The sequence below is a fragment of the Scandinavium sp. NPDC088450 genome, from assembly GCF_044900545.1.
Taxonomy (GTDB): Bacteria; Pseudomonadota; Gammaproteobacteria; order Enterobacterales; family Enterobacteriaceae; genus Scandinavium.
This window is the reverse complement of record NZ_JBJDNI010000004.1, coordinates 1-19708: the sequence shown is the minus strand read 5'-3', so window position 1 is coordinate 19708 and position 19708 is coordinate 1. Positions and strand designations below refer to the sequence as shown.

Annotated in this window: 12 protein-coding genes; 8 read left to right on the top strand and 4 right to left on the bottom strand. The window is 53.4% G+C overall.

Features of this window, described 5'->3' with window-relative positions:
• The first annotated feature begins 58 nt into the window (after nucleotides 1-58).
• From cmoM to ACI2I2_RS05220, 7 genes are all read left to right on the top strand, one after another.
• Nucleotides 59-853: a tRNA uridine 5-oxyacetic acid(34) methyltransferase CmoM gene (cmoM, locus tag ACI2I2_RS05250; RefSeq protein ID WP_404656940.1), complete on the top strand. Its 795-nt coding sequence runs from the start codon at nucleotides 59-61 to the stop codon at nucleotides 851-853.
• Entirely contained in the window at nucleotides 846-2168 is a 1323-nt protein-coding gene (gene mukF, locus ACI2I2_RS05245) for a chromosome partition protein MukF (RefSeq protein ID WP_404656939.1), read from the top strand. Before cmoM ends, mukF begins: the two co-directional genes overlap by 8 nt.
• The gene (gene mukE / locus ACI2I2_RS05240; RefSeq protein ID WP_404656938.1) at nucleotides 2149-2859 is read left to right on the top strand and encodes a chromosome partition protein MukE; all 711 of its coding nucleotides are present in this window, start codon (nucleotides 2149-2151) and stop codon (nucleotides 2857-2859) included. The genes mukF and mukE overlap by 20 nt, the downstream gene beginning before the upstream one ends.
• The gene (mukB, locus tag ACI2I2_RS05235) at nucleotides 2859-7307 is read left to right on the top strand and encodes a chromosome partition protein MukB (protein ID WP_404656937.1); all 4449 of its coding nucleotides are present in this window, start codon (nucleotides 2859-2861) and stop codon (nucleotides 7305-7307) included. Before mukE ends, mukB begins: the two co-directional genes overlap by 1 nt.
• A gap of 184 nt (nucleotides 7308-7491) precedes the next feature.
• Complete coding sequence (ldtD, locus tag ACI2I2_RS05230; RefSeq protein ID WP_404656936.1) at nucleotides 7492-9297, top strand: L,D-transpeptidase; 1806 nt, start codon at nucleotides 7492-7494, stop codon at nucleotides 9295-9297.
• A gap of 179 nt (nucleotides 9298-9476) precedes the next feature.
• Nucleotides 9477-10028 (top strand): DUF882 domain-containing protein, encoded by a 552-nt coding sequence (locus tag ACI2I2_RS05225; RefSeq protein WP_404657105.1) that lies wholly within the window; start codon nucleotides 9477-9479, stop codon nucleotides 10026-10028.
• A gap of 15 nt (nucleotides 10029-10043) precedes the next feature.
• Nucleotides 10044-10691 carry an MBL fold metallo-hydrolase gene (locus tag ACI2I2_RS05220; protein WP_404656935.1) on the top strand — a complete coding sequence of 216 codons (648 nt, stop codon included), beginning with the start codon at nucleotides 10044-10046 and terminating at the stop codon, nucleotides 10689-10691.
• A 55-nt stretch (nucleotides 10692-10746) separates the two neighbouring features.
• Here ACI2I2_RS05220 and ACI2I2_RS05215 read toward each other — a convergent pair whose 3' ends face one another.
• The 4 genes from ACI2I2_RS05215 to pncB all read right to left on the bottom strand — a co-directional run bounded on the left by ACI2I2_RS05215 (nucleotide 10747) and on the right by pncB (nucleotide 16694).
• Entirely contained in the window at nucleotides 10747-11937 is a 1191-nt protein-coding gene (locus ACI2I2_RS05215) for an amino acid aminotransferase (protein ID WP_404656934.1), read from the bottom strand.
• A 184-nt stretch (nucleotides 11938-12121) separates the two neighbouring features.
• Nucleotides 12122-13315, bottom strand: coding sequence for a porin (locus tag ACI2I2_RS05210; protein ID WP_404656933.1), 1194 nt, complete (start codon nucleotides 13313-13315; stop codon nucleotides 12122-12124).
• Between the two features lie 603 nt (nucleotides 13316-13918).
• Nucleotides 13919-15319: an asparagine--tRNA ligase gene (gene asnS / locus ACI2I2_RS05205; RefSeq protein WP_330984332.1), complete on the bottom strand. Its 1401-nt coding sequence runs from the start codon at nucleotides 15317-15319 to the stop codon at nucleotides 13919-13921.
• Nucleotides 15320-15491: 172 nt separating this feature from the next.
• Nucleotides 15492-16694 carry a nicotinate phosphoribosyltransferase gene (gene pncB, locus ACI2I2_RS05200; RefSeq protein WP_404656932.1) on the bottom strand — a complete coding sequence of 401 codons (1203 nt, stop codon included), beginning with the start codon at nucleotides 16692-16694 and terminating at the stop codon, nucleotides 15492-15494.
• Between the two features lie 264 nt (nucleotides 16695-16958).
• Between pncB and pepN the strand changes: the two genes are divergently transcribed.
• Nucleotides 16959-19571 carry an aminopeptidase N gene (gene pepN, locus ACI2I2_RS05195; RefSeq protein ID WP_404656931.1) on the top strand — a complete coding sequence of 871 codons (2613 nt, stop codon included), beginning with the start codon at nucleotides 16959-16961 and terminating at the stop codon, nucleotides 19569-19571.
• Nucleotides 19572-19708: the final 137 nt, after the last annotated feature.

Sequence of the window (19708 nt, the reverse complement as noted above, 5' to 3'; positions counted from 1 at the left end):
CCCTCTCGCTGTGGGTATGACAAAATAGCGTCTTTGTGGCAATCAGGTGGAGTCCGGCGTGAAGGATCGCAATTTCGATGGTATCGCGGAACGCTTTTCGCGCAATATCTATGGCACCACCAAGGGCCAGCTTCGTCAGGCCATTCTGTGGCAGGATTTAGACCCTCTGTTGGCCACCTTCGGCGATAAACCGCTGCGCATTCTGGATGGTGGCGGTGGGGCCGGGCAAATGGCAATTCGGATGGCAGAGCGCGGGCATCATGTTACCCTATGTGATCTGTCAGCGGAGATGATAGCCCTGGCAAAACAGGCCGCCGATGAGAAAGGTGTGAGCCACAACATGCATTTTGTACAATGCCCGGTGCAGGACATTGCGCAGCATTTGGAAAGCCCGGTTGATCTGATATTGTGCCATGCAGTGCTCGAATGGGTCGGCGATCCGCAGACGGTGTTGCAGGCGCTGTGGTCGGTGCTGCGGGCAGACGGCGCGTTGTCGTTAATGTTCTACAATGCTAACGGTCTGCTGATGCATAACATGGTGGTGACCAACTTCGACTATGTCGCATTGGGCATGCCGAAAACCCGTAAGCGTAAGCTTTCGCCAGACTATCCACGCGATCCGCAGCAGGTTTACGCCTGGCTGGAAGAGGCGGGCTGGCAAATAACCGGCAAAACCGGTGTGCGGGTCTTTCATGATTATCTGCGTGAAAAACATAAGCAGCATGAGCGCTACGAGCAGCTGCTGGCATTAGAAACTCGCTATTGCCGTGAGGAACCCTGGGTGAGCCTGGGTCGCTATATTCATGTCACCGCGCGAAAACCGCAGGTAGATACAAGGACTAACGATGAGTGATTTTTCCCAGACAGTCCCCGAACTGGTTGCCTGGGCCAGAAAAAATGATTTTTCGATCTCGTTGCCGGTCGACAGACTGTCGTTCCTGATGGCCGTGGCGACGCTGAACGGCGAACGGCTTGAAGGCGAGCTTACCGAAGGTGAGCTGATTGACGCTTTCCGCCACGTCAGTGATGCGTTTGAGCAAACCAGCGAAACCATCAGCGTGCGCGCGAACAATGCGATCAACGATATGGTGCGTCAACGTCTGCTGAACCGCTTTACCAGCGAAATCACGGAAGGGAATGCTATCTACCGCCTGACGCCGCTTGGCATCGGGATAACCGACTATTACATTCGCCAGCGTGAATTTTCGACGCTGCGATTGTCTATGCAGCTGTCTATTGTCGGCGGCGAACTGAAGCGCGCTGCGGACGCGGCAGAAGAGGGCGGTGATGAGTTTCACTGGCACCGCAACGTTTATGCGCCGCTCAAGTACTCGGTCGCCGAGATTTTTGACAGTATCGATTTAACCCAGCGTCTGATGGACGAGCAGCAGCAAACGGTGAAAGATGACATCGCTCAGTTGCTGAATAAAGACTGGCGTGCGGCTATCTCAAGCTGTGAAATGCTGCTGTCTGAAACCTCAGGTACGCTGCGCGAACTGCAGGATACGCTGGAAGCGGCAGGCGACAAGCTCCAGGCAAACCTGTTGCGTATTCAGGATTCGACAATGACCCATGACGATCTGCACTTTGTCGATCGTCTGGTGTTCGACCTGCAAAGCAAGCTGGATCGTATTGTCAGTTGGGGACAGCAGGCCATCGATCTGTGGATCGGTTACGATCGCCACGTGCATAAATTTATCCGTACCGCGATCGACATGGATAAAAACCGCGTCTTTGCTCAACGTCTTCGCGTCTCCGTGCAGAACTATTTCGATGCGCCGTGGGCACTGACCTACGCCAATGCCGATCGCCTGTTCGACATGCGTGACGAAGAGATGGCGCTGAGCGAAGCCGAAGTGACCGGAGAACTTCCACCGGATCTGGAGTACGAAGAGTTTAATGAAATCCGCGAGCAGCTGGCGGCACTGATTGAAGCACAGCTCGTCATCTATAAAGATAAAGGACTGCCGTTGGATTTAGGCCTGGTGGTGCGCGAATATCTGGCGCAGTACCCACGTGCTCGTCATTTTGACGTGGCACGTATCGTGGTGGACCAGGCTGTCCGTCTGGGCGTTGCACAAGCAGATTTCACCGGACTGCCGCCGAAGTGGCAGCCGATTAATGATTACGGAGCCAAGGTACAGGCACATGTCATCGACAAATATTGAACACGTGATGCCAGTTAAACTGGCACAGGCCCTGGCCAACCCCTTATTTCCAGCGCTGGACAGCGCCTTGCGTTCTGGCCGTCACATTGGTCTGGACGAGCTGGATAACCACGCCTTTTTGATGGATTTTCAGGAATACCTGGAAGAGTTTTATACCCGCTATAACGTCGAGCTGATTCGTGCGCCGGAAGGTTTCTTCTATTTGCGCCCGCGTTCCACCACGCTTATTCCGCGTTCGGTGCTCTCCGAGCTGGATATGATGGTCGGTAAAATTCTTTGCTATCTGTACCTCAGCCCGGAACGTCTGGCGAATGAAGGGATCTTTACCCAGCAAGAACTGTATGACGAACTGCTAAGCCTGGCGGATGAAGGCAAGCTGCTGAAGCTGGTCAATAACCGCTCCACCGGCTCCGATCTCGACAGACAAAAGCTGCAGGAAAAAGTGCGTTCGTCCCTGAACCGCCTGCGCCGCCTTGGCATGGTGTGGTTTATGGGTCATGACAGCAGCAAATTCCGCATCACGGAATCGGTGTTTCGCTTTGGGGCGGACGTCCGCTCTGGCGACGACGCTCGCGAAGCGCAACTGCGTATGATCCGCGACGGTGAGGCAATGGCGATTGAAAATCATCTGCAACTCAATGACGAGAATGAAGACGCTCAGCCGGATATGGATAGCGGGGAGGAAGAGTAATGCTTGAACGCGGTAAGTTTCGTTCACTAACCCTGGTTAACTGGAACGGCTTCTTTGCCCGAACGTTTGATCTGGATGAACTGGTTACCACCTTGTCGGGCGGTAACGGGGCGGGTAAATCCACCACCATGGCGGCCTTCGTCACAGCGCTGATCCCCGATTTGACGCTGTTGCACTTCCGAAATACTACAGAAGCGGGCGCTACCAGTGGCTCACGCGATAAAGGCCTGCACGGTAAGCTGAAAGCGGGTGTCTGTTACTCGATGCTTGATGTGGTCAACTCCCGTCACCAGCGTGTGCTGGTGGGTGTTCGTCTGCAGCAGGTCGCTGGCCGTGACCGTAAAGTGGATATCAAACCGTTTGCGATTCAGGGCTTGCCGATGTCAGTGCAGCCAACGCAGCTGGTGACAGAAACGCTGAACGATCGTCAGGCTCGCGTGCTGAGCCTCCAAGAGCTGAAAGAGAAGCTCGATGAGATGGAAGGCGTGCAGTTCAAGCAATTTAACTCCATCACCGACTACCACTCTCTGATGTTTGATTTGGGCGTCGTGGCGCGTCGTCTGCGTTCTGCGTCTGACCGTAGCAAGTACTACCGCTTGATTGAAGCCTCGCTGTACGGCGGCATTTCCAGCGCGATCACCCGCTCGCTGCGCGACTACCTGCTGCCAGAAAACAGCGGGGTGCGTAAGGCGTTCCAGGATATGGAAGCCGCGTTGCGTGAAAACCGCATGACGCTGGAAGCCATTCGCGTCACCCAATCTGACCGTGACTTGTTCAAGCATCTGATTTCCGAAGCGACAGATTACGTGGCCGCCGACTACATGCGTCACTCCAACGAGCGTCGCGTGCATCTGGACAAAGCGCTCGAGTTCCGTCGTGAGCTGTACACTTCTCGCCAGCAGCTGGCTGCAGAGCAGTTTAAGCATGTCGATATGGCACGTGAACTGCAGGAACACAGTGGAGCGGAAGGCGATCTTGAGGCGGATTATCAGGCTGCAAGCGATCACCTGAACCTGGTGCAAACCGCGCTGCGTCAGCAGGAGAAAATCGAGCGCTATGAAGCGGATCTCGATGAGCTGCAAATCCGTCTGGAAGAACAAAACGAAGTCGTCGCGGAAGCCGCTGAGCAGCAGGAAGAAAACGAAGCCCGTGCTGAAGCAGCCGAGCTGGAAGTCGATGAGCTGAAAAGCCAACTGGCAGATTACCAGCAGGCGCTCGACGTACAGCAAACGCGTGCGATTCAGTACAGCCAGGCGTTACAGGCCTTACAACGTGCTAAAGAGCTTTGCCATCTGCCCGATCTGACGCCAGACAGCGCAGACGAGTGGCTGGAGACTTTCCAGGCGAAAGAGCAGGAAGCCACTGAAAAACTGCTGTCGCTGGAACAGAAAATGAGCGTGGCGCAAACGGCTCATAGCCAGTTTGAGCAAGCGTATCAGCTGGTGACTGCGATCAACGGCCCGGTTGCCCGTAGTGATGCATGGGATGTTGCCCGCGATTTATTGCGCGAAGGCGTCAATCATCGTCATCAGGCTGAACAAGCACAGTCGCTGCGCGGGCGTCTGAACGAACTCGAGCAACGTCTGCGCGAACAGCAGGACGGCGAACGCCTGCTGGCGGAATTCTGCAAGCGTCAGGGCAAGCATTACGATATCGATGAACTGGAGGATTTACACCAGGAGCTGGAAGAGCGCATTGCCGCGCTGTCCGATTCGGTATCGTCCGCGAGTGAACATCGCATGCAGCTGCGCCAGGAGCTGGAGCAACTGCAAGGGCGCACTCAGGCCTTGCTTCAGCGTGCACCTGTGTGGCTGGCGGCGCAAAGTAGCCTGACTCAGCTGTGTGAGCAGAGCGGCGAACAGTTTGAATCCAGCCAGGACGTCACCGAATATCTGCAGCAATTGCTGGAGCGTGAGCGTGAAGCCATTGTTGAACGAGACGAAGTGGGCACCCGCAAGCGGATCGTGGACGAAGAAATTGAGCGTCTCAGCCAACCTGGCGGTTCTGAAGATCAACGCCTGAATACGCTGGCGGAACGTTTCGGCGGTGTGCTGCTGTCTGAAATTTACGATGACGTCAGCCTGGACGATGCGCCTTACTTCTCTGCGCTTTATGGCCCGTCGCGTCATGCGATCGTGGTGCCAGATCTGTCGCAGATCGCCGAACAGCTTGAAGGGCTGGAAGATTGTCCGGAAGATCTCTATCTGATTGAAGGGGATCCGCAGTCTTTCGATGACAGCGTATTTACCGTCGATGAGCTGGAAAAAGCGGTGGTGGTCAAAGTCGCCGATCGTCAGTGGCGTTATTCCCGCTTCCCGTCAGTGCCGTTGTTTGGCCGTGCAGCGCGTGAAAACCGCATTGAAACGCTGCACGCCGAGCGTGAAACGCTGTCTGAGCGCTTCGCCACCCTGTCGTTCGATGTGCAGAAAACCCAACGTCTGCACCAGGCGTTCAGCCGCTTTATCGGCAGCCATCTGGCCGTAGCGTTTGAAGCCGACCCTGAAGCAGAAATTCGCAAACTCAATACCCGTCGCACAGAGCTGGAGCGTGCGCTGAGCAATCATGAAAATGATAATCAGCAGAGCCGCACCCAGTTTGAACAGGCGAAAGAGGGCGTAGCTCAGTTAAACCGCCTGCTGCCGCGCCTGAATTTGCTGGCAGATGAGACACTCGCCGATCGCGTCGATGAGATCCGGGAACGTCTGGATGAAGCGCAAGAAGCTGCGCGCTTTGTTCAACAGCACGGTAATCAGCTGGCAAAACTGGAGCCGATGGTCTCCGTGCTGCAAAGCGATCCGGAGCAGTTCGAACAGCTTAAAGAAGATTACGCTTACTCGCAGCAGGTTCAACGCGATGCCCGTCAGCAGGCCTTTGCGCTGACGGAAGTGGTTCAGCGCCGTGCTCACTTCGGTTACACCGATTCCGCGGACATGCTGAACGGCAATACCGATTTGAACGAAAAACTGCGCCAGCGTCTGGAGCAGGCAGAAACAGAACGTACTCGCGCTCGTGAAGCGTTGCGTAACCATGCCGCCCAGTTGAGCCAGTACAGTCAGGTGATGGCGTCGCTGAAGAGTTCCTTCGACACCAAGAAAGAACTGCTGACGGATTTGCACCGTGAACTGCAGGATATTGGCGTTCGTGCAGACAGCGGGGCGGAAGAGCGTGCGCGTTCCCGTCGCGATGAATTGCATACCCAGCTTTCCAATAACCGTAATCGTCGCAATCAGCTGGAAAAAGCGCTGACCTTCTGCGAAGCGGAGATGGATAACCTGACCCGTAAGCTGCGCAAACTGGAACGTGATTATCTGGAAATGCGCGAGCAGGTCGTCAGTGCGAAAGCGGGCTGGTGCGCGGTGATGCGTCTGGTGAAAGACAACAACGTCGAACGTCGTCTGCACCGTCGTGAACTGGCTTATCTCTCCGCCGATGATTTGCGTTCAATGTCGGATAAGGCATTGGGTGCGCTGCGTCTGGCGGTGGCGGATAACGAACATCTGCGCGATGTCCTGCGTATGTCCGAAGATCCTAAACGCCCGGAACGTAAAATTCAGTTCTTCGTGGCTGTTTATCAGCATCTGCGCGAACGTATCCGTCAGGATATTATTCGTACCGACGATCCGGTAGAAGCCATCGAGCAGATGGAAATCGAGCTGGGCCGTCTGACCGAAGAATTAACCGCCCGTGAACAGAAGCTGGCTATCAGCTCCCGCAGCGTGGCGAACATCATTCGGAAGACCATTCAGCGCGAACAGAACCGTATTCGTATGCTCAACCAGGGTTTGCAGAGCGTGTCGTTCGGGCAGGTGAACAGCGTACGTCTGAACGTGAATGTGCGTGAAACACACTCGACACTTTTGTCGGTGCTTTCAGAACAACACGAACAGCATCAGGACCTGTTTAACAGCAACCGCCTGACCTTCTCCGAAGCGCTGGCGAAACTGTATCAACGCCTGAATCCGCAAATTGACATGGGTCAGCGCACGCCGCAAACCATCGGTGAAGAGCTGCTGGACTACCGTAACTACCTGGAAATGGAAGTTGAGGTTAACCGTGGTTCGGATGGCTGGCTGCGTGCAGAATCGGGTGCGCTCTCAACCGGTGAAGCAATCGGAACGGGGATGTCCATTCTGGTGATGGTTGTCCAGAGCTGGGAAGACGAGTCTCGTCGCCTGCGCGGTAAAGACATTTCGCCTTGTCGACTGCTGTTCCTTGATGAAGCGGCGCGTCTTGATGCTCGCTCGATCGCCACGCTGTTTGAGCTCTGCGATCGTCTGGAAATGCAGCTCATCATCGCGGCGCCTGAAAACATCAGTCCGGAAAAAGGCACCACGTATAAACTGGTGCGTAAAGTGTTCCAGAATACTGAACACGTTCACGTGGTAGGATTGCGTGGATTTGCCGCTCAGCTCCCGGAAACACTGCCTGGAACGGCAGACGCTTCCTGACCGAAACGGCTTTTCTAAAAAGGGCACCTCAAAAGGGTGCCCTTTTTGTTATCCTGTTTTGCCTTCAAGGGGTGTATTATCTTTAATCTTCTTTACATTTGGTCAGGCAAAAGTATTTTTGTCTTTATATACTGAGAGTAAGCCCCGGTGGGTGTGGGCAGTATAAACAAACAGGGGGCAAGGGATGTCACTGGATAACGTATATGGTCGTCGGCTGTCAGCGCTGAGTTTGAGCCTGATGCTGACATTTGCTCCACTGTTTAGCGTTCAGGCGGACGAGCCTGAACTTGTGCCAATAGACGGCTCAGCCACGCTGGGTGACGCCTCACAGGTTCTGACGCAGGTCGATGGATTGTCACCTGCTGTGTCAATGATGGCGGGGGTGCAACCCTTGCCCGAAGGTGCGGCTGCAAAAAGTCGGGCCGATATTCAATCCCTTCTTCCGGGCAATGCTTCTCCGGTTTATCTCAATCAACTGTCTGCGCTGTATGCCGCCAGAGAGATGAAGCCGATGTGGGAAAACCGCGATGCCGTTCAGGCTTTTCAGCAGCAACTGGCCGAAGTCGCTATTGCCGGTTTTCAGCCCCAGTTCACTCGTTGGGTCGAGTTACTGACTGACCCGGCGGTCAGCGGATTAGCCCGCGATGTGGTGCTCTCTGATGCGATGATGGGGTATTTGCAGTTTGTCAGCAGTATTCCTGTGCAGGGCAACCGCTGGCTCTATAGCGATAAACCTTACACGCTGGCAACGCCTCCGCTTTCCGTGATTAACCAATGGCAACTGGCGCTGGATAAAGGCGCTGCCGCTCAGTTTATCGCTGGGCTTGTGCCTCAGCATCCTCAATACGCTGCGATGCACCAGGCGTTGCTCGCGCAGTTGACGGATTCCCGTCCCTGGCCTCAGTTGACCAGCACCGTCAAACTCTCCCCGGGGCAGTGGAGTAAAGATGTTCCTGCTTTGCGTGAAATCTTACAGCGCACTGGCATGATGGACGGCGGTCCGGACATTGCGCTGCCTGGTGATTCACCGGTGGTCAGCCCTTCAGCTGTTAACGTTAAGAAGAAAAACAGCAGTACGGCACCTGCGGTGTATGACCGTCAACTGGTCGAGGCGGTGAAGCGCTTCCAGACCTGGCAAGGTCTGGGTGCTGATGGCGTTATCGGGCAATCGACAAGGGATTGGCTGAATGTCAGCCCAGCCCAGCGTGCGGGCGTGCTGGCACTGAATATTCAGCGTTTGCGCTTGTTGCCGGGCAAACTTTCGACCGGAATTATGGTTAACATTCCTGCCTATTCTCTGGTGTATTACCTGGATGGCAATCAAGTGCTGGCCTCACGCGTTATCGTCGGACGCCCTGATCGTAAAACACCGATGATGAGCAGTGCGCTGAATAACGTGGTGGTGAACCCGCCATGGAATGTGCCGCCAACACTTGCGCGCAAAGACATTCTGCCAAAGGTACAGAATGACCCGGGTTACCTGGAACAGCATGGCTATACCGTCATTCGTGGCTGGAACAGCAAAGAAACGATTAACCCTTATCATGTTGACTGGTCAACGATCACGGCGTCAAACCTGCCGTTCCGTTTCCAGCAGGCTCCCGGAGCGCGTAACTCTCTGGGGCGCTATAAATTCAACATGCCAAGTTCGGACGCTATCTACCTGCATGACACGCCGAACCATAACCTGTTCCAGAAAGAAACTCGCGCACTGAGTTCAGGATGCGTGCGCGTCAATAAAGCATCTGAACTGGCGAATATGTTGTTGCAGGATGCTGGCTGGAATGACTCACGGATTTCGGACGCTCTGAAGCAAGGTGATACGCGTTACGTCAATATTCGGCAAAATATTCCAGTGAATCTGTATTATCTGACGGCCTTTGTCGGCGCGGATGGCCGCCCGCAATATCGTACAGATATTTACAATTATGATCTCACAGCGCGATCTGGCGCACAAATTCTGCCAAAAGCGGAACAATTAATCAGGTAAATGAAGAAGTTCAGATAATTCAGGTGTCGTATGTAATAGTCAATTCGGGTTCATCTTGCTGTAGAGCCCGAATTGACTGGGGTTAGGGTGCCTTGACGTCAGCGCTTTTGGCAGTTAAGGTGCCCTTCGTGCGCCAGAAGTGCATAAATAACGACCATTTACTTGTAGACCTGATTATCATGGACAAATTTGACGCTAATCGCCGCAAATTGCTGGCGTTGGGTGGTGTTGCGCTCGGCGCAGCGGCCATCCTTCCGACGCCAGCATTTGCCACCCTCTCGACACCTCGCCCGCGTATTTTGACGCTCAATAACCTGCACACCGGTGAATCGCTCAAAGCGGAGTTTTTCGATGGCAGAGGCTATATTCAGGATGAATTAGCAAGACTTAACCATTTTTTCCGTGATTTCCGCGCGAATAAAATAAAGTCCATCGACCCAAAATTGTTTGACCATCTTTACCGCCTTCAGGGACTGTTGGGGACCAACAAGCCTGTGCAGCTGATCTCGGGTTATCGCTCGTTAGATACCAATGATGAATTGCGTGCACATAGCCGTGGTGTCGCGAAGCACAGCTACCACACCAAAGGCCAGGCGATGGATTTTCATATTGAAGGTGTTTCGTTAAGCAATATTCGCAAAGCCGCGTTATCTATGCGCGCAGGTGGTGTAGGATATTACCCACGTAGCAACTTTGTGCATATTGATACCGGTCCGGTAAGGACCTGGTAACGAAACAGGAGCAACATGAACTATCGTATTATTCCGGTTACGGCTTTCGCCCAGAATTGTTCGCTCATCTGGTGTGAGCAGACGAAGCTCGCCGCGCTGGTGGACCCGGGCGGTGACGCTGAGCGTATCAAACAGGAAGTCGCCGCAGCAGGCGTCACGCTGATGCAAATCCTGTTAACTCACGGTCATCTTGATCACGTGGGGGCCGCCGCTGAACTGGCCGCGCACTATGGCGTACCGGTTATCGGCCCGGAAAAAGAAGATGAGTTCTGGCTCACGGGGCTGCCGGCACAAAGCCGGATGTTCGGCCTCGAAGATTGTCAGCCTTTGACGCCAGACCGCTGGTTAGCGGAAGGTGATAGCGTAAGCGTGGGCAATATCAGCCTGCAAGTCTTACACTGTCCGGGGCATACGCCAGGTCATATCGTGTTTTTCGACAAAGCATCAGAGCTGTTGATTTCCGGCGATGTGATTTTCAAAGGTGGAGTAGGGCGCAGTGATTTCCCGCGTGGTGACCATGGGCAGCTTATCGATTCGATTAAGCGCAAATTGTTGCCGTTAGGGGATAACGTAAGCTTTATTCCAGGCCATGGCCCAATGTCGACGCTCGGTTATGAGCGGCTGCACAATCCTTTCCTGCAGGATGAAATGCCTGTCTGGTAAACAAGAACACATTAAAAAGGCCGCTATTGTCAGCGGCCTTTTCTTTATGGCTGGCTTACAGCACAGCCACAATCGCTTCGCACAGCGGTGCCATGTTGTCTGGCGTCATGCCCGCAACGTTAATACGCCCGGAAGCGACGGCGTAAACGCCAAACTCTTCACGCAGACGCAGAACCTGTTCTTTCGTCAGGCCGCTGAAGGAGAACATGCCATTCTGTTTGGTGATGAAGCTGAAATCGCGATCCGCCCCTTTCTCCGCCAGAGTGTTCACAAACAGCAGACGCATACGCTGGATGCGCTGGCGCATGTCGGTCAGTTCTTGTTCCCAGATAGCGCGCAGTGCGTCGTTGCTGAGGATTGTTGCCACAACGGAAGCACCGTGAGCCGGTGGGTTAGAGTAGTTGGCGCGAATGACAGACTTCATCTGGCTGAACGCACGGTCAGCGGTGTCTGCGTCTGCAGAGACCAAAGTGCAGGCACCGACACGTTCGTTATACAGACCGAAGTTTTTGGAGAAGGAGCTCGCCACCAGCAGCTCTTTATGTACGGCTGCGAACGCGCGCAGGCCTTCAGCATCTTCTTCCAGGCCGCGAGCAAAGCCCTGATAAGCGAAGTCGAACAGCGGCAGCCACCCTTTTTCAACAGACAGTTTGGCAAGCTGTTGCCACTGTTCAAGCGTAGGGTCGATACCGGTTGGGTTATGGCAGCAGCCATGGAACAGCACCACATCACCCGCTTGCGCTTCATTCAGGCTTGCTACCAGGCCATCAAAATCAAGCGCATGCGCTGCTGAGTCATAATAAGTGTATTCACGCACTTCCAGACCCGCAGAATTGAACACGCCTTTGTGGTTCGGCCAGCTAGGGTTGCTGACCCAGATGCGTTTTACATCCGTGTTTTTCGCCAGAAAATCCGCTGCAACGCGCAGAGCACCGGTGCCGCCTGGCGTCTGTGCGGTACGTGCACGTTTGTCACTCACAATCGCGCTGCCTTTTCCGAACAGCAGTTCCTGGGTGCAGCGACCGAATTCAGGAATACCATCAATGCCGAGATAGTTCTTGGTGGTTTCATTTTCCAGCAAATAAAGCTCAGCTTTTTTTACGCTGGTCAGGACCGGGGTTTTACCGGTCTCATCTTTGTAAACACCAATCCCGAGGTTGATTTTCCCGGGGCGGTCATCGGCACGAAACAGATCGGCCAGGCCCAGAATGGGGTCGGCAGGGGCAGCGGTTATGTTCTCAAACATGACGAGGTTCCATTGTGGTTACTGAGGGGAAATCCGTTATCAGGTTAACGGTAGATGGATGAAATGCCAACCGTTTGCGACAAAAAGGGTAAGGCTTTTTTAAAGTCGGAATTTTTTCCTGACGGACATAAAAAAACAGGGCCGAAGCCCTGTTTCTTAAGCATATAACAAAGTGGCGTAGCGATTAGAACTGGTAAACGATACCCACAGCTGCCTGGTCGTCAGTGGCGTTGCCAGAAGCTTTAGAGTAGTCGTTGTCGTTCAGCAGGTTGAATTTGTACGCTGCATAGACGTTCATGTTCTTGTTGAAGTAGTACCAGGTACCCACTTCAATGTATTTAACCAGGTCAGCATCGCCGCCGTTGAAGGTCCCTTTGGTTGAAGTACGAGCCAGCAGGTCTTTACCTTTGGACTGAACGTAACCAATGGATGGGCGCAGACCGAAGTCGAACTGGTACTGAACCACAGCTTCGATGTTCTGAGTTTTGTTCGCGAAGTTGCTGTCTGGCTCACGAGTCATGTTGTAAGTCTGAGCATACATCACAGCAGCGTAGACGTTGTTCGCGTCGTATTTGCTCGCGATAGACCATGCTTCAGCGCGGTCACCACCAGCACTTGCGGTACCAACCAGCACGCCACCAGGAGTGGTGAAGGTAGCTGGGTTAACCTGAGCGTCGGTACGGTCAGCAGTCTCGTAACCAGCCGCAACGCTGAAGCCTTCCAGGAATTCGTACTGAACGGAGGAGCTTACGCCGTCGCCGTTTGCTTTCGCGCCGTTACCCGCCAGGTTTACGCTGTTAACGCTGCCGTTGTCATTGTAGTCAACGTCGATTGGGCTGTTACGCTCGTTTTTACCCTGATACTGCAGGGCGAAGCTCAGGCCATCAACCAGACCGAAGAAGTTGTTGTTACGGTAGGTCAGAACGCCAGTGGTACGGCCGTTCATGAAGTTGTCGGTTGCAGCCCAGGAATCGCCGCCCCACTCAACCAGCATATCGGTGTAAGCCGCTACGTCGTAGATGGCACCGTAGTTACGACCGTAGTCGATAGAACCCGCATCACCAAACTTCAGACCAGCGAAAGCCAGACGAGTTTTGGTGCCCTGAGCGCCTTCAGCATTGGAAGCATCCAGGTTGTATTCCCACTGACCGTAACCAGTGATCTGGTCGTTGATCTGAGTTTCACCTTTGAAGCCGATACGGGCATAGGTGGTGTCATCGCTGGAAGTGTCACCGTTGGTGGTCCATACGTGTTCACCTACAGCTTTACCGTAAAAGTCCAATTTGTTGGCATTTTTGTTATAGATTTCTGCTGCGTTTGCCGCACCAGCTGCCAACAGGGCAGGGATAACCACTGCCAGGATATTGCGCTTCATCATTATTTATTACCCTCATTAGGTTTTTTATGGACACTTGCCACTGCCGCCAATAAGTTTCGTCAATAAAAATTTACGGAACTATTGATGAGAGTTTGGTGTCTTTCTGTGTCTGAGAGGCATATTTCCATTCATGACAACGTTTCGCTAGCCTGAAAGTGCTACAAATATCGTAAATAAGTTACAAAAAGAAATAATGTGTAAATAAATGTGTAAATTCGGGAACTTTGTGAAGCATCTCAAATTTCCTGAGTCACCGCTGAATTAATCAACAACTCCTTATCTATCTATATGAAAAGCTTATTATTAATTTAAATAACGTCTTTTCTTATCTAAGAATGCTTCTCATCTCGCTTTTTCTTATGCGCCAAAGTTAGCTTTTCGTGCGCGTTGCTGGTGCTCAGTTTGTATGCTAAGCGCTAAGGTAATCCTTAAGTGCAAGAGAAGTGTTGGTGAGATTTTGTGCGGAAGTATTTCAGGACACGGGGTGTAACATTTCGCTTAAGGGAAGGGGTTGATGTTTATGTTTGTAGAAATTAACTAACAAATTCTGACAAAGACAAAAAAAGCCAGCAGGAGAGCTGCTGGCTTTTTGTGTTTCTTAAATTAGAAACTGGCGTTACGTGGAGTACGTGGGAAAGGAATCACGTCACGAACGTTTTGCACGCCGGTCACGTAAGCAATCAGGCGTTCAAAACCAAGACCGAAACCGGAATGTGGCACAGTGCCATAGCGGCGCAGATCACGATACCAGCCATAGTCTTCTTTGTTGAGACCCATTTCAGCCAGACGAGCATCCAGCACATCCAGACGCTCTTCACGCTGAGAGCCGCCGATGATCTCACCAATACCCGGCGCCAGAACGTCCATTGCAGCAACGGTCTTGCCGTCATCGTTAAGGCGCATATAGAAGGCCTTAATGTCTTTCGGGTAGTTTTTCACGACCACTGGCGCTTTGAAGTGTTTCTCGGCCAGATAGCGTTCGTGCTCGGAAGAGAGGTCAACGCCCCAGAACACAGGGTTCTCGAAGGTCTGACCGCAGTTTTCCAGGATGGTGATCGCGTCGGTGTAGTCCACCTGGGCAAAATCGGCTTTCACGAATTGCTCAAGGCGGGTGATGGCTTCTTTATCAACACGCTCAGCAAAGAACTTCATGTCATCCGCACGCTCTGTGAGCACGGCATTGAAAGCATATTTGAGCATGGCTTCAGCCAGCGCGGCGTTGTCTTCCAGATCGGCGAAGGCCACTTCCGGCTCCAGCATCCAGAATTCCGCCAGATGGCGGCTGGTGTTGGAGTTTTCAGCACGGAACGTTGGGCCAAAGGTATACACCTTAGACAGCGCACAGGCATACGTTTCAGCGTTCAGCTGGCCAGAAACGGTCAGGAAAGATTCGCGACCAAAGAAGTCTTTGTCGTAATCAATTTTGCCCTGATCGTTGCGAGGCAGGTTTTCCAGATCCAGGGTGGAAACACGGAACATCTCACCAGCACCTTCGGTATCAGATGCGGTGATAAGTGGAGTGGAAACCCAGAAGAAGCCTTCTTCGTGGAAGAAGCGATGCAGCGCCTGAGCCAGTGTGTGGCGTACGCGAGCAACGGCACCGATCAGGTTGGTGCGCGGGCGCAGGTGAGCCACTTCACGCAGATACTCGATGCTGTGACGTTTAGCCGCCATCGGGTACGTATCAGGATCTTCAACCCAGCCGGTGACTTCAATGTTCGTCGCCTGAATTTCGAAGCTCTGACCCTGACCCTGAGAAGCCACCACTTTACCAGTGACAATAACGGAACAGCCCGTGGTCAGGCGCAGGACTTCCTGATTGTAATTCGGCAGAGAATTATTGATGACGGCCTGTACTGGATCAAAGCAGGAACCGTCATAGACGGCGAGGAAGGAAAAGCCAGCTTTAGAATCTCGACGGGTACGCACCCATCCGCGCACGGTGACTTCGCTGTCAACGGCTACGCGGCCCTGGAGTACGTCGGCTACAGGCACAACGCTCATAGTTATCTCTCTGTTAGTAGTCCGGAATAAGGTTTTCATTTCGCCCCCTCTATCAAGGGGGGACACCTATGTTACCTGTCATCTTTGTACTGACAAGAAAATTTCGCAGCGAGACGGGAAGAAAGCAGTAATTAGTAGCGACAAGGGAGCCGTGAAGGCTCCCTTTTGTCGTTTAGCTGGCCTTTTTGACCTGAGGCAGGTCGAAGGCTTTACGCAAAGCCCGCACGAAGGCTTTGTCATGGCAGATGGTTTTACCTGGGCTGTCGGAGAGTTTCGCCACCGGCTTGCCGTTACATTCCACCAGTTTGATAACGATATTCAGCGGTTTCACCTGCGGGATATCACACGTCAAACGCGTGCCAATACCAAAGCTCAGGTTCACTCGGGAAGAGAAGTGGCGATACAGCTCAACCGCCTTATTCAAATCCAGGTTATCGGAGAACACCAGCACTTTGCTCATCGGGTCGATACCCAGCTTCTTATAATGAGCAATGGCCTTTTCACCCCACTCAACCGGATCGCCGGAATCGTGGCGCAGGCCCTGATAACGCTCAGCAAACTCGGGGCCGAAATCACGCAGGAAGGCATCCATGGTGATGCAATCGGTTAACGCGATACCCAACTGATCCGGATATTCATCAAGCCATGCCGCTAACGCCACTCGCTGGCTGGTCGCCAGATCCGGGCTAATTTGCTGATGCGCCTGGAACCATTCGTGCGCCTGCGTGCCCATCGGTGTGAGTGACAGGCGACGCGCTAGATCGTAATTGCTGGTGCCTATAAACCATGGCTCCTGCTGCAAACGCTCAACGATAGCCTGCTGGACTTCACGCGAGAAACGACGGCGAGTACCGAAATCCATCAGACGGAAGCCGGACATGTCCATCCCAGCCGTTAACTGCGCGAAATCAGCCAGTTTGTGTTCAAGATGGTCAAGCGCAATCTGCACGCTGGCTTCCGGTGAACGGTAGCGATGCACCAGCTCGCTGATAACAGCTAACAGCGGGACTTCCCACATGATCACTTCACGCCACGGGCCTTCAAGGCGGATGTTCAGCTTGCCGTTGTCATTGGTGACCGTGACCTGCTGTGGGTTATAGCGAAACTCGCGAAGCCACTCGAGGTAGTCTTCTTTGAAGAAAGGCAGCCCGGACAGCCACTGGAACTCGTCGTCCTGGAGCCGGAGCGATTGCATCGCTTCGACTTGTTCACGAATGTCTTCGGCATAAATACCGAGCAAATCGTCACCGCGGCAGCGAAATTCTGCAGCCACTTGCACATCATAATAATGATGGAAAACGGCCTGCTGCATGTGCAGCTTATAAGCATCTGTATCCAGCAGAGTCTGCAGAACAGGGGAAGCGAATGGTGTCATGGTGCGCAATAGCATCCTCATAAAGGAGCGTTTAGTACAATAAACAACGGCTGAAACCGCAGGAGTATACCTTGTTTATCGATTTATTGAACCCCGATCACACCACAAGGGCGTAACCGGGTGAAGGGCAAATCGTGCCGCCTGTTATCAAAATGTAGCAATTTGCGTGTTTGCCACTGAAAAGATGAACATTCTGCGTAGCGTGAAGGTGACAACAGGAATAGACTGAGGACGATACTTTACAAAAGATGCTAAAGGTTTTTTATGACACAACAGCCCCAAGCCAAATACCGCCACGACTACCGTGCGCCGGAATACCTGATCAGCGATATCGACCTGACCTTTGACCTGGATGCCGCAAAAACCGTCGTGACTGCCGTGAGCCAGGTTTCGCGTCACGCTGCGTCTGCCACGCCACTGCGCCTCAATGGTGAAGAGTTAACGCTGGTTTCGCTTCACGTGAATGATCAGCCGTGGAGTGACTATAAAGAAGAAGACAATCAACTGGTGATTAACGGTCTGCCGGAGCGTTTTACGCTGCGCATCGTTAACGAAATCAGCCCAGCGGCAAACACTGCGCTGGAAGGGCTGTACCAGTCAGGCGAAGCGCTTTGCACTCAGTGCGAAGCCGAAGGGTTCCGCCACATCACCTGGTATCTTGATCGCCCGGATGTGCTGGCGCGTTTTACCACTAAAATCATCGCCGATAAAACCAAATATCCGTTCCTGCTTTCTAACGGCAACCGCGTAGGGCAGGGCGAACTGGAAAATGGCCGTCACTGGATGCAGTGGCAGGACCCGTTCCCAAAACCGTGCTACCTGTTTGCGCTGGTAGCCGGTGATTTCGATGTGTTGAGCGATACCTATACGACGCGTTCTGGCCGTGAAGTGGCACTGGAACTGTATGTCGATCGTGGCAACCTCGATCGTGCGCCATGGGCGATGACCTCGCTGAAAAATTCCATGAAGTGGGACGAAGATCGTTTCGGCCTCGAATACGATCTCGACATCTATATGATCGTCGCCGTCGATTTCTTCAACATGGGTGCGATGGAGAACAAAGGCCTCAACGTCTTTAACTCCAAATACGTGCTGGCGCGTACCGATACCGCGACTGACAAAGACTATCTCGACATTGAACGAGTGATTGGTCACGAATATTTCCACAACTGGACCGGGAACCGCGTGACCTGCCGCGACTGGTTCCAGTTGAGCCTGAAAGAAGGCCTGACCGTGTTCCGCGATCAGGAGTTCAGCTCCGACCTGGGGTCACGCGCGGTTAACCGCATCAGCAACGTGCGTACCATGCGCGGTATGCAGTTTGCGGAAGATGCGAGCCCAATGGCACACCCGATTCGCCCGGACATGGTTATCGAAATGAACAACTTCTACACCCTGACGGTGTATGAGAAGGGTTCAGAAGTGATCCGCATGCTGCACACGCTGCTGGGGGAAGAGAATTTCCAGAAAGGGATGCAGCTCTATTTCGAACGCCATGATGGCAGCGCCGCGACCTGCGACGATTTCGTGCAGGCGATGGAAGATGCGTCTAACGTCGATCTCTCCCATTTCCGCCGCTGGTACAGCCAATCCGGCACGCCGGTTGTGGCTGTTCATGACGATTACAACCCGGAAACCGAGCAGTACACGCTGACCATCAAGCAGCACACACCGCCAACGTCTGAACAGCAGGAAAAACAGCCGCTGCACATTCCGTTCGACATTGAACTGTATGACAACGAAGGCAAAGTGATCCCGCTGCAGAAAGGCGGCCATCCGGTGCATAACGTCCTGAACGTGACCCAGGCGGAGCAGACGTTTATCTTTGATAATGTCTATTTCCAGCCCGTGCCTTCTCTGCTGCGCGAGTTTTCTGCGCCAGTGAAGCTGGAATATAAATGGAGCGATCAGCAACTGACGTTCCTGATGCGTCACGCACGCAACGATTTCTCCCGTTGGGATGCGGCACAGAGCCTGCTGGCGACGTATATCAAGCTGAACGTCGCTCGTCATCAGCAGCATCAACCGCTTTCTCTGCCAGTTCACGTTGCCGATGCGTTCCGTGCGATCTTGCTGGATGAGAAAATTGATCCTGCTCTGGCGGCAGAAATTCTGACGCTGCCTTCAGTGAACGAAATCGCCGAGCTGTTTGAGACCATTGACCCGGTGGCGATTGCTACTGTGCGTGAAGCACTGACCCGCACGCTGGCCACTGAACTGGCTGATGAATTCCTTGCTGTGTACAACGCCAATAAACTCGACGCATACCGCGTAGAACATGCCGACATCGGCAAGCGTTCTCTGCGCAATACCTGCCTGCGTTATCTGGCGTTTGGCGATGTAGAGCTAGCGGACAAACTGGTGAGCCTGCAGTATCACAATGCGGATAACATGACCGATGCGCTGGCCGCTCTGGCCGCCGCCGTGGCTGCACAACTGCCGTGCCGTGATGCGCTGATGCAAGAGTATGACGACAAATGGCATCACGACGGTCTGGTGATGGATAAATGGTTTATCCTGCAATCCACCAGCCCGGCAGATAACGTGCTTGAAACCGTTCGTAGCCTGCTGAAACACCGTTCATTCACCTTGAGCAACCCGAACCGCATTCGTTCGCTGATTGGTGCTTTTGCGATGAGCAACCCGGCGGCGTTCCACGCGGAAGACGGCAGCGGTTATCAGTTCCTGGCAGAAATGCTGACTGAGCTTAACAGCCGTAACCCGCAGGTGGCGTCACGCTTGATTGAGCCGCTGATTCGCCTGAAGCGTTACGATGCGAAGCGTCAGGAGAAAATGCGTGCAGCGCTGGAACAGTTAAAAGGACTGGAGAATCTCTCTGGCGATCTGTTCGAGAAGATCAGTAAAGCGTTGGCGTAAGTCTCCGCATTTCCCCCTCTCCCTAACCCTCTCCCTCAGGGAGAGGGATCCCCAGTAATATGGTCATTCGCCTGTGACCATATTACTGTACTCTTTCCCTAATAATTTCAGCGCATTAACTATATTCATTCGCCTCA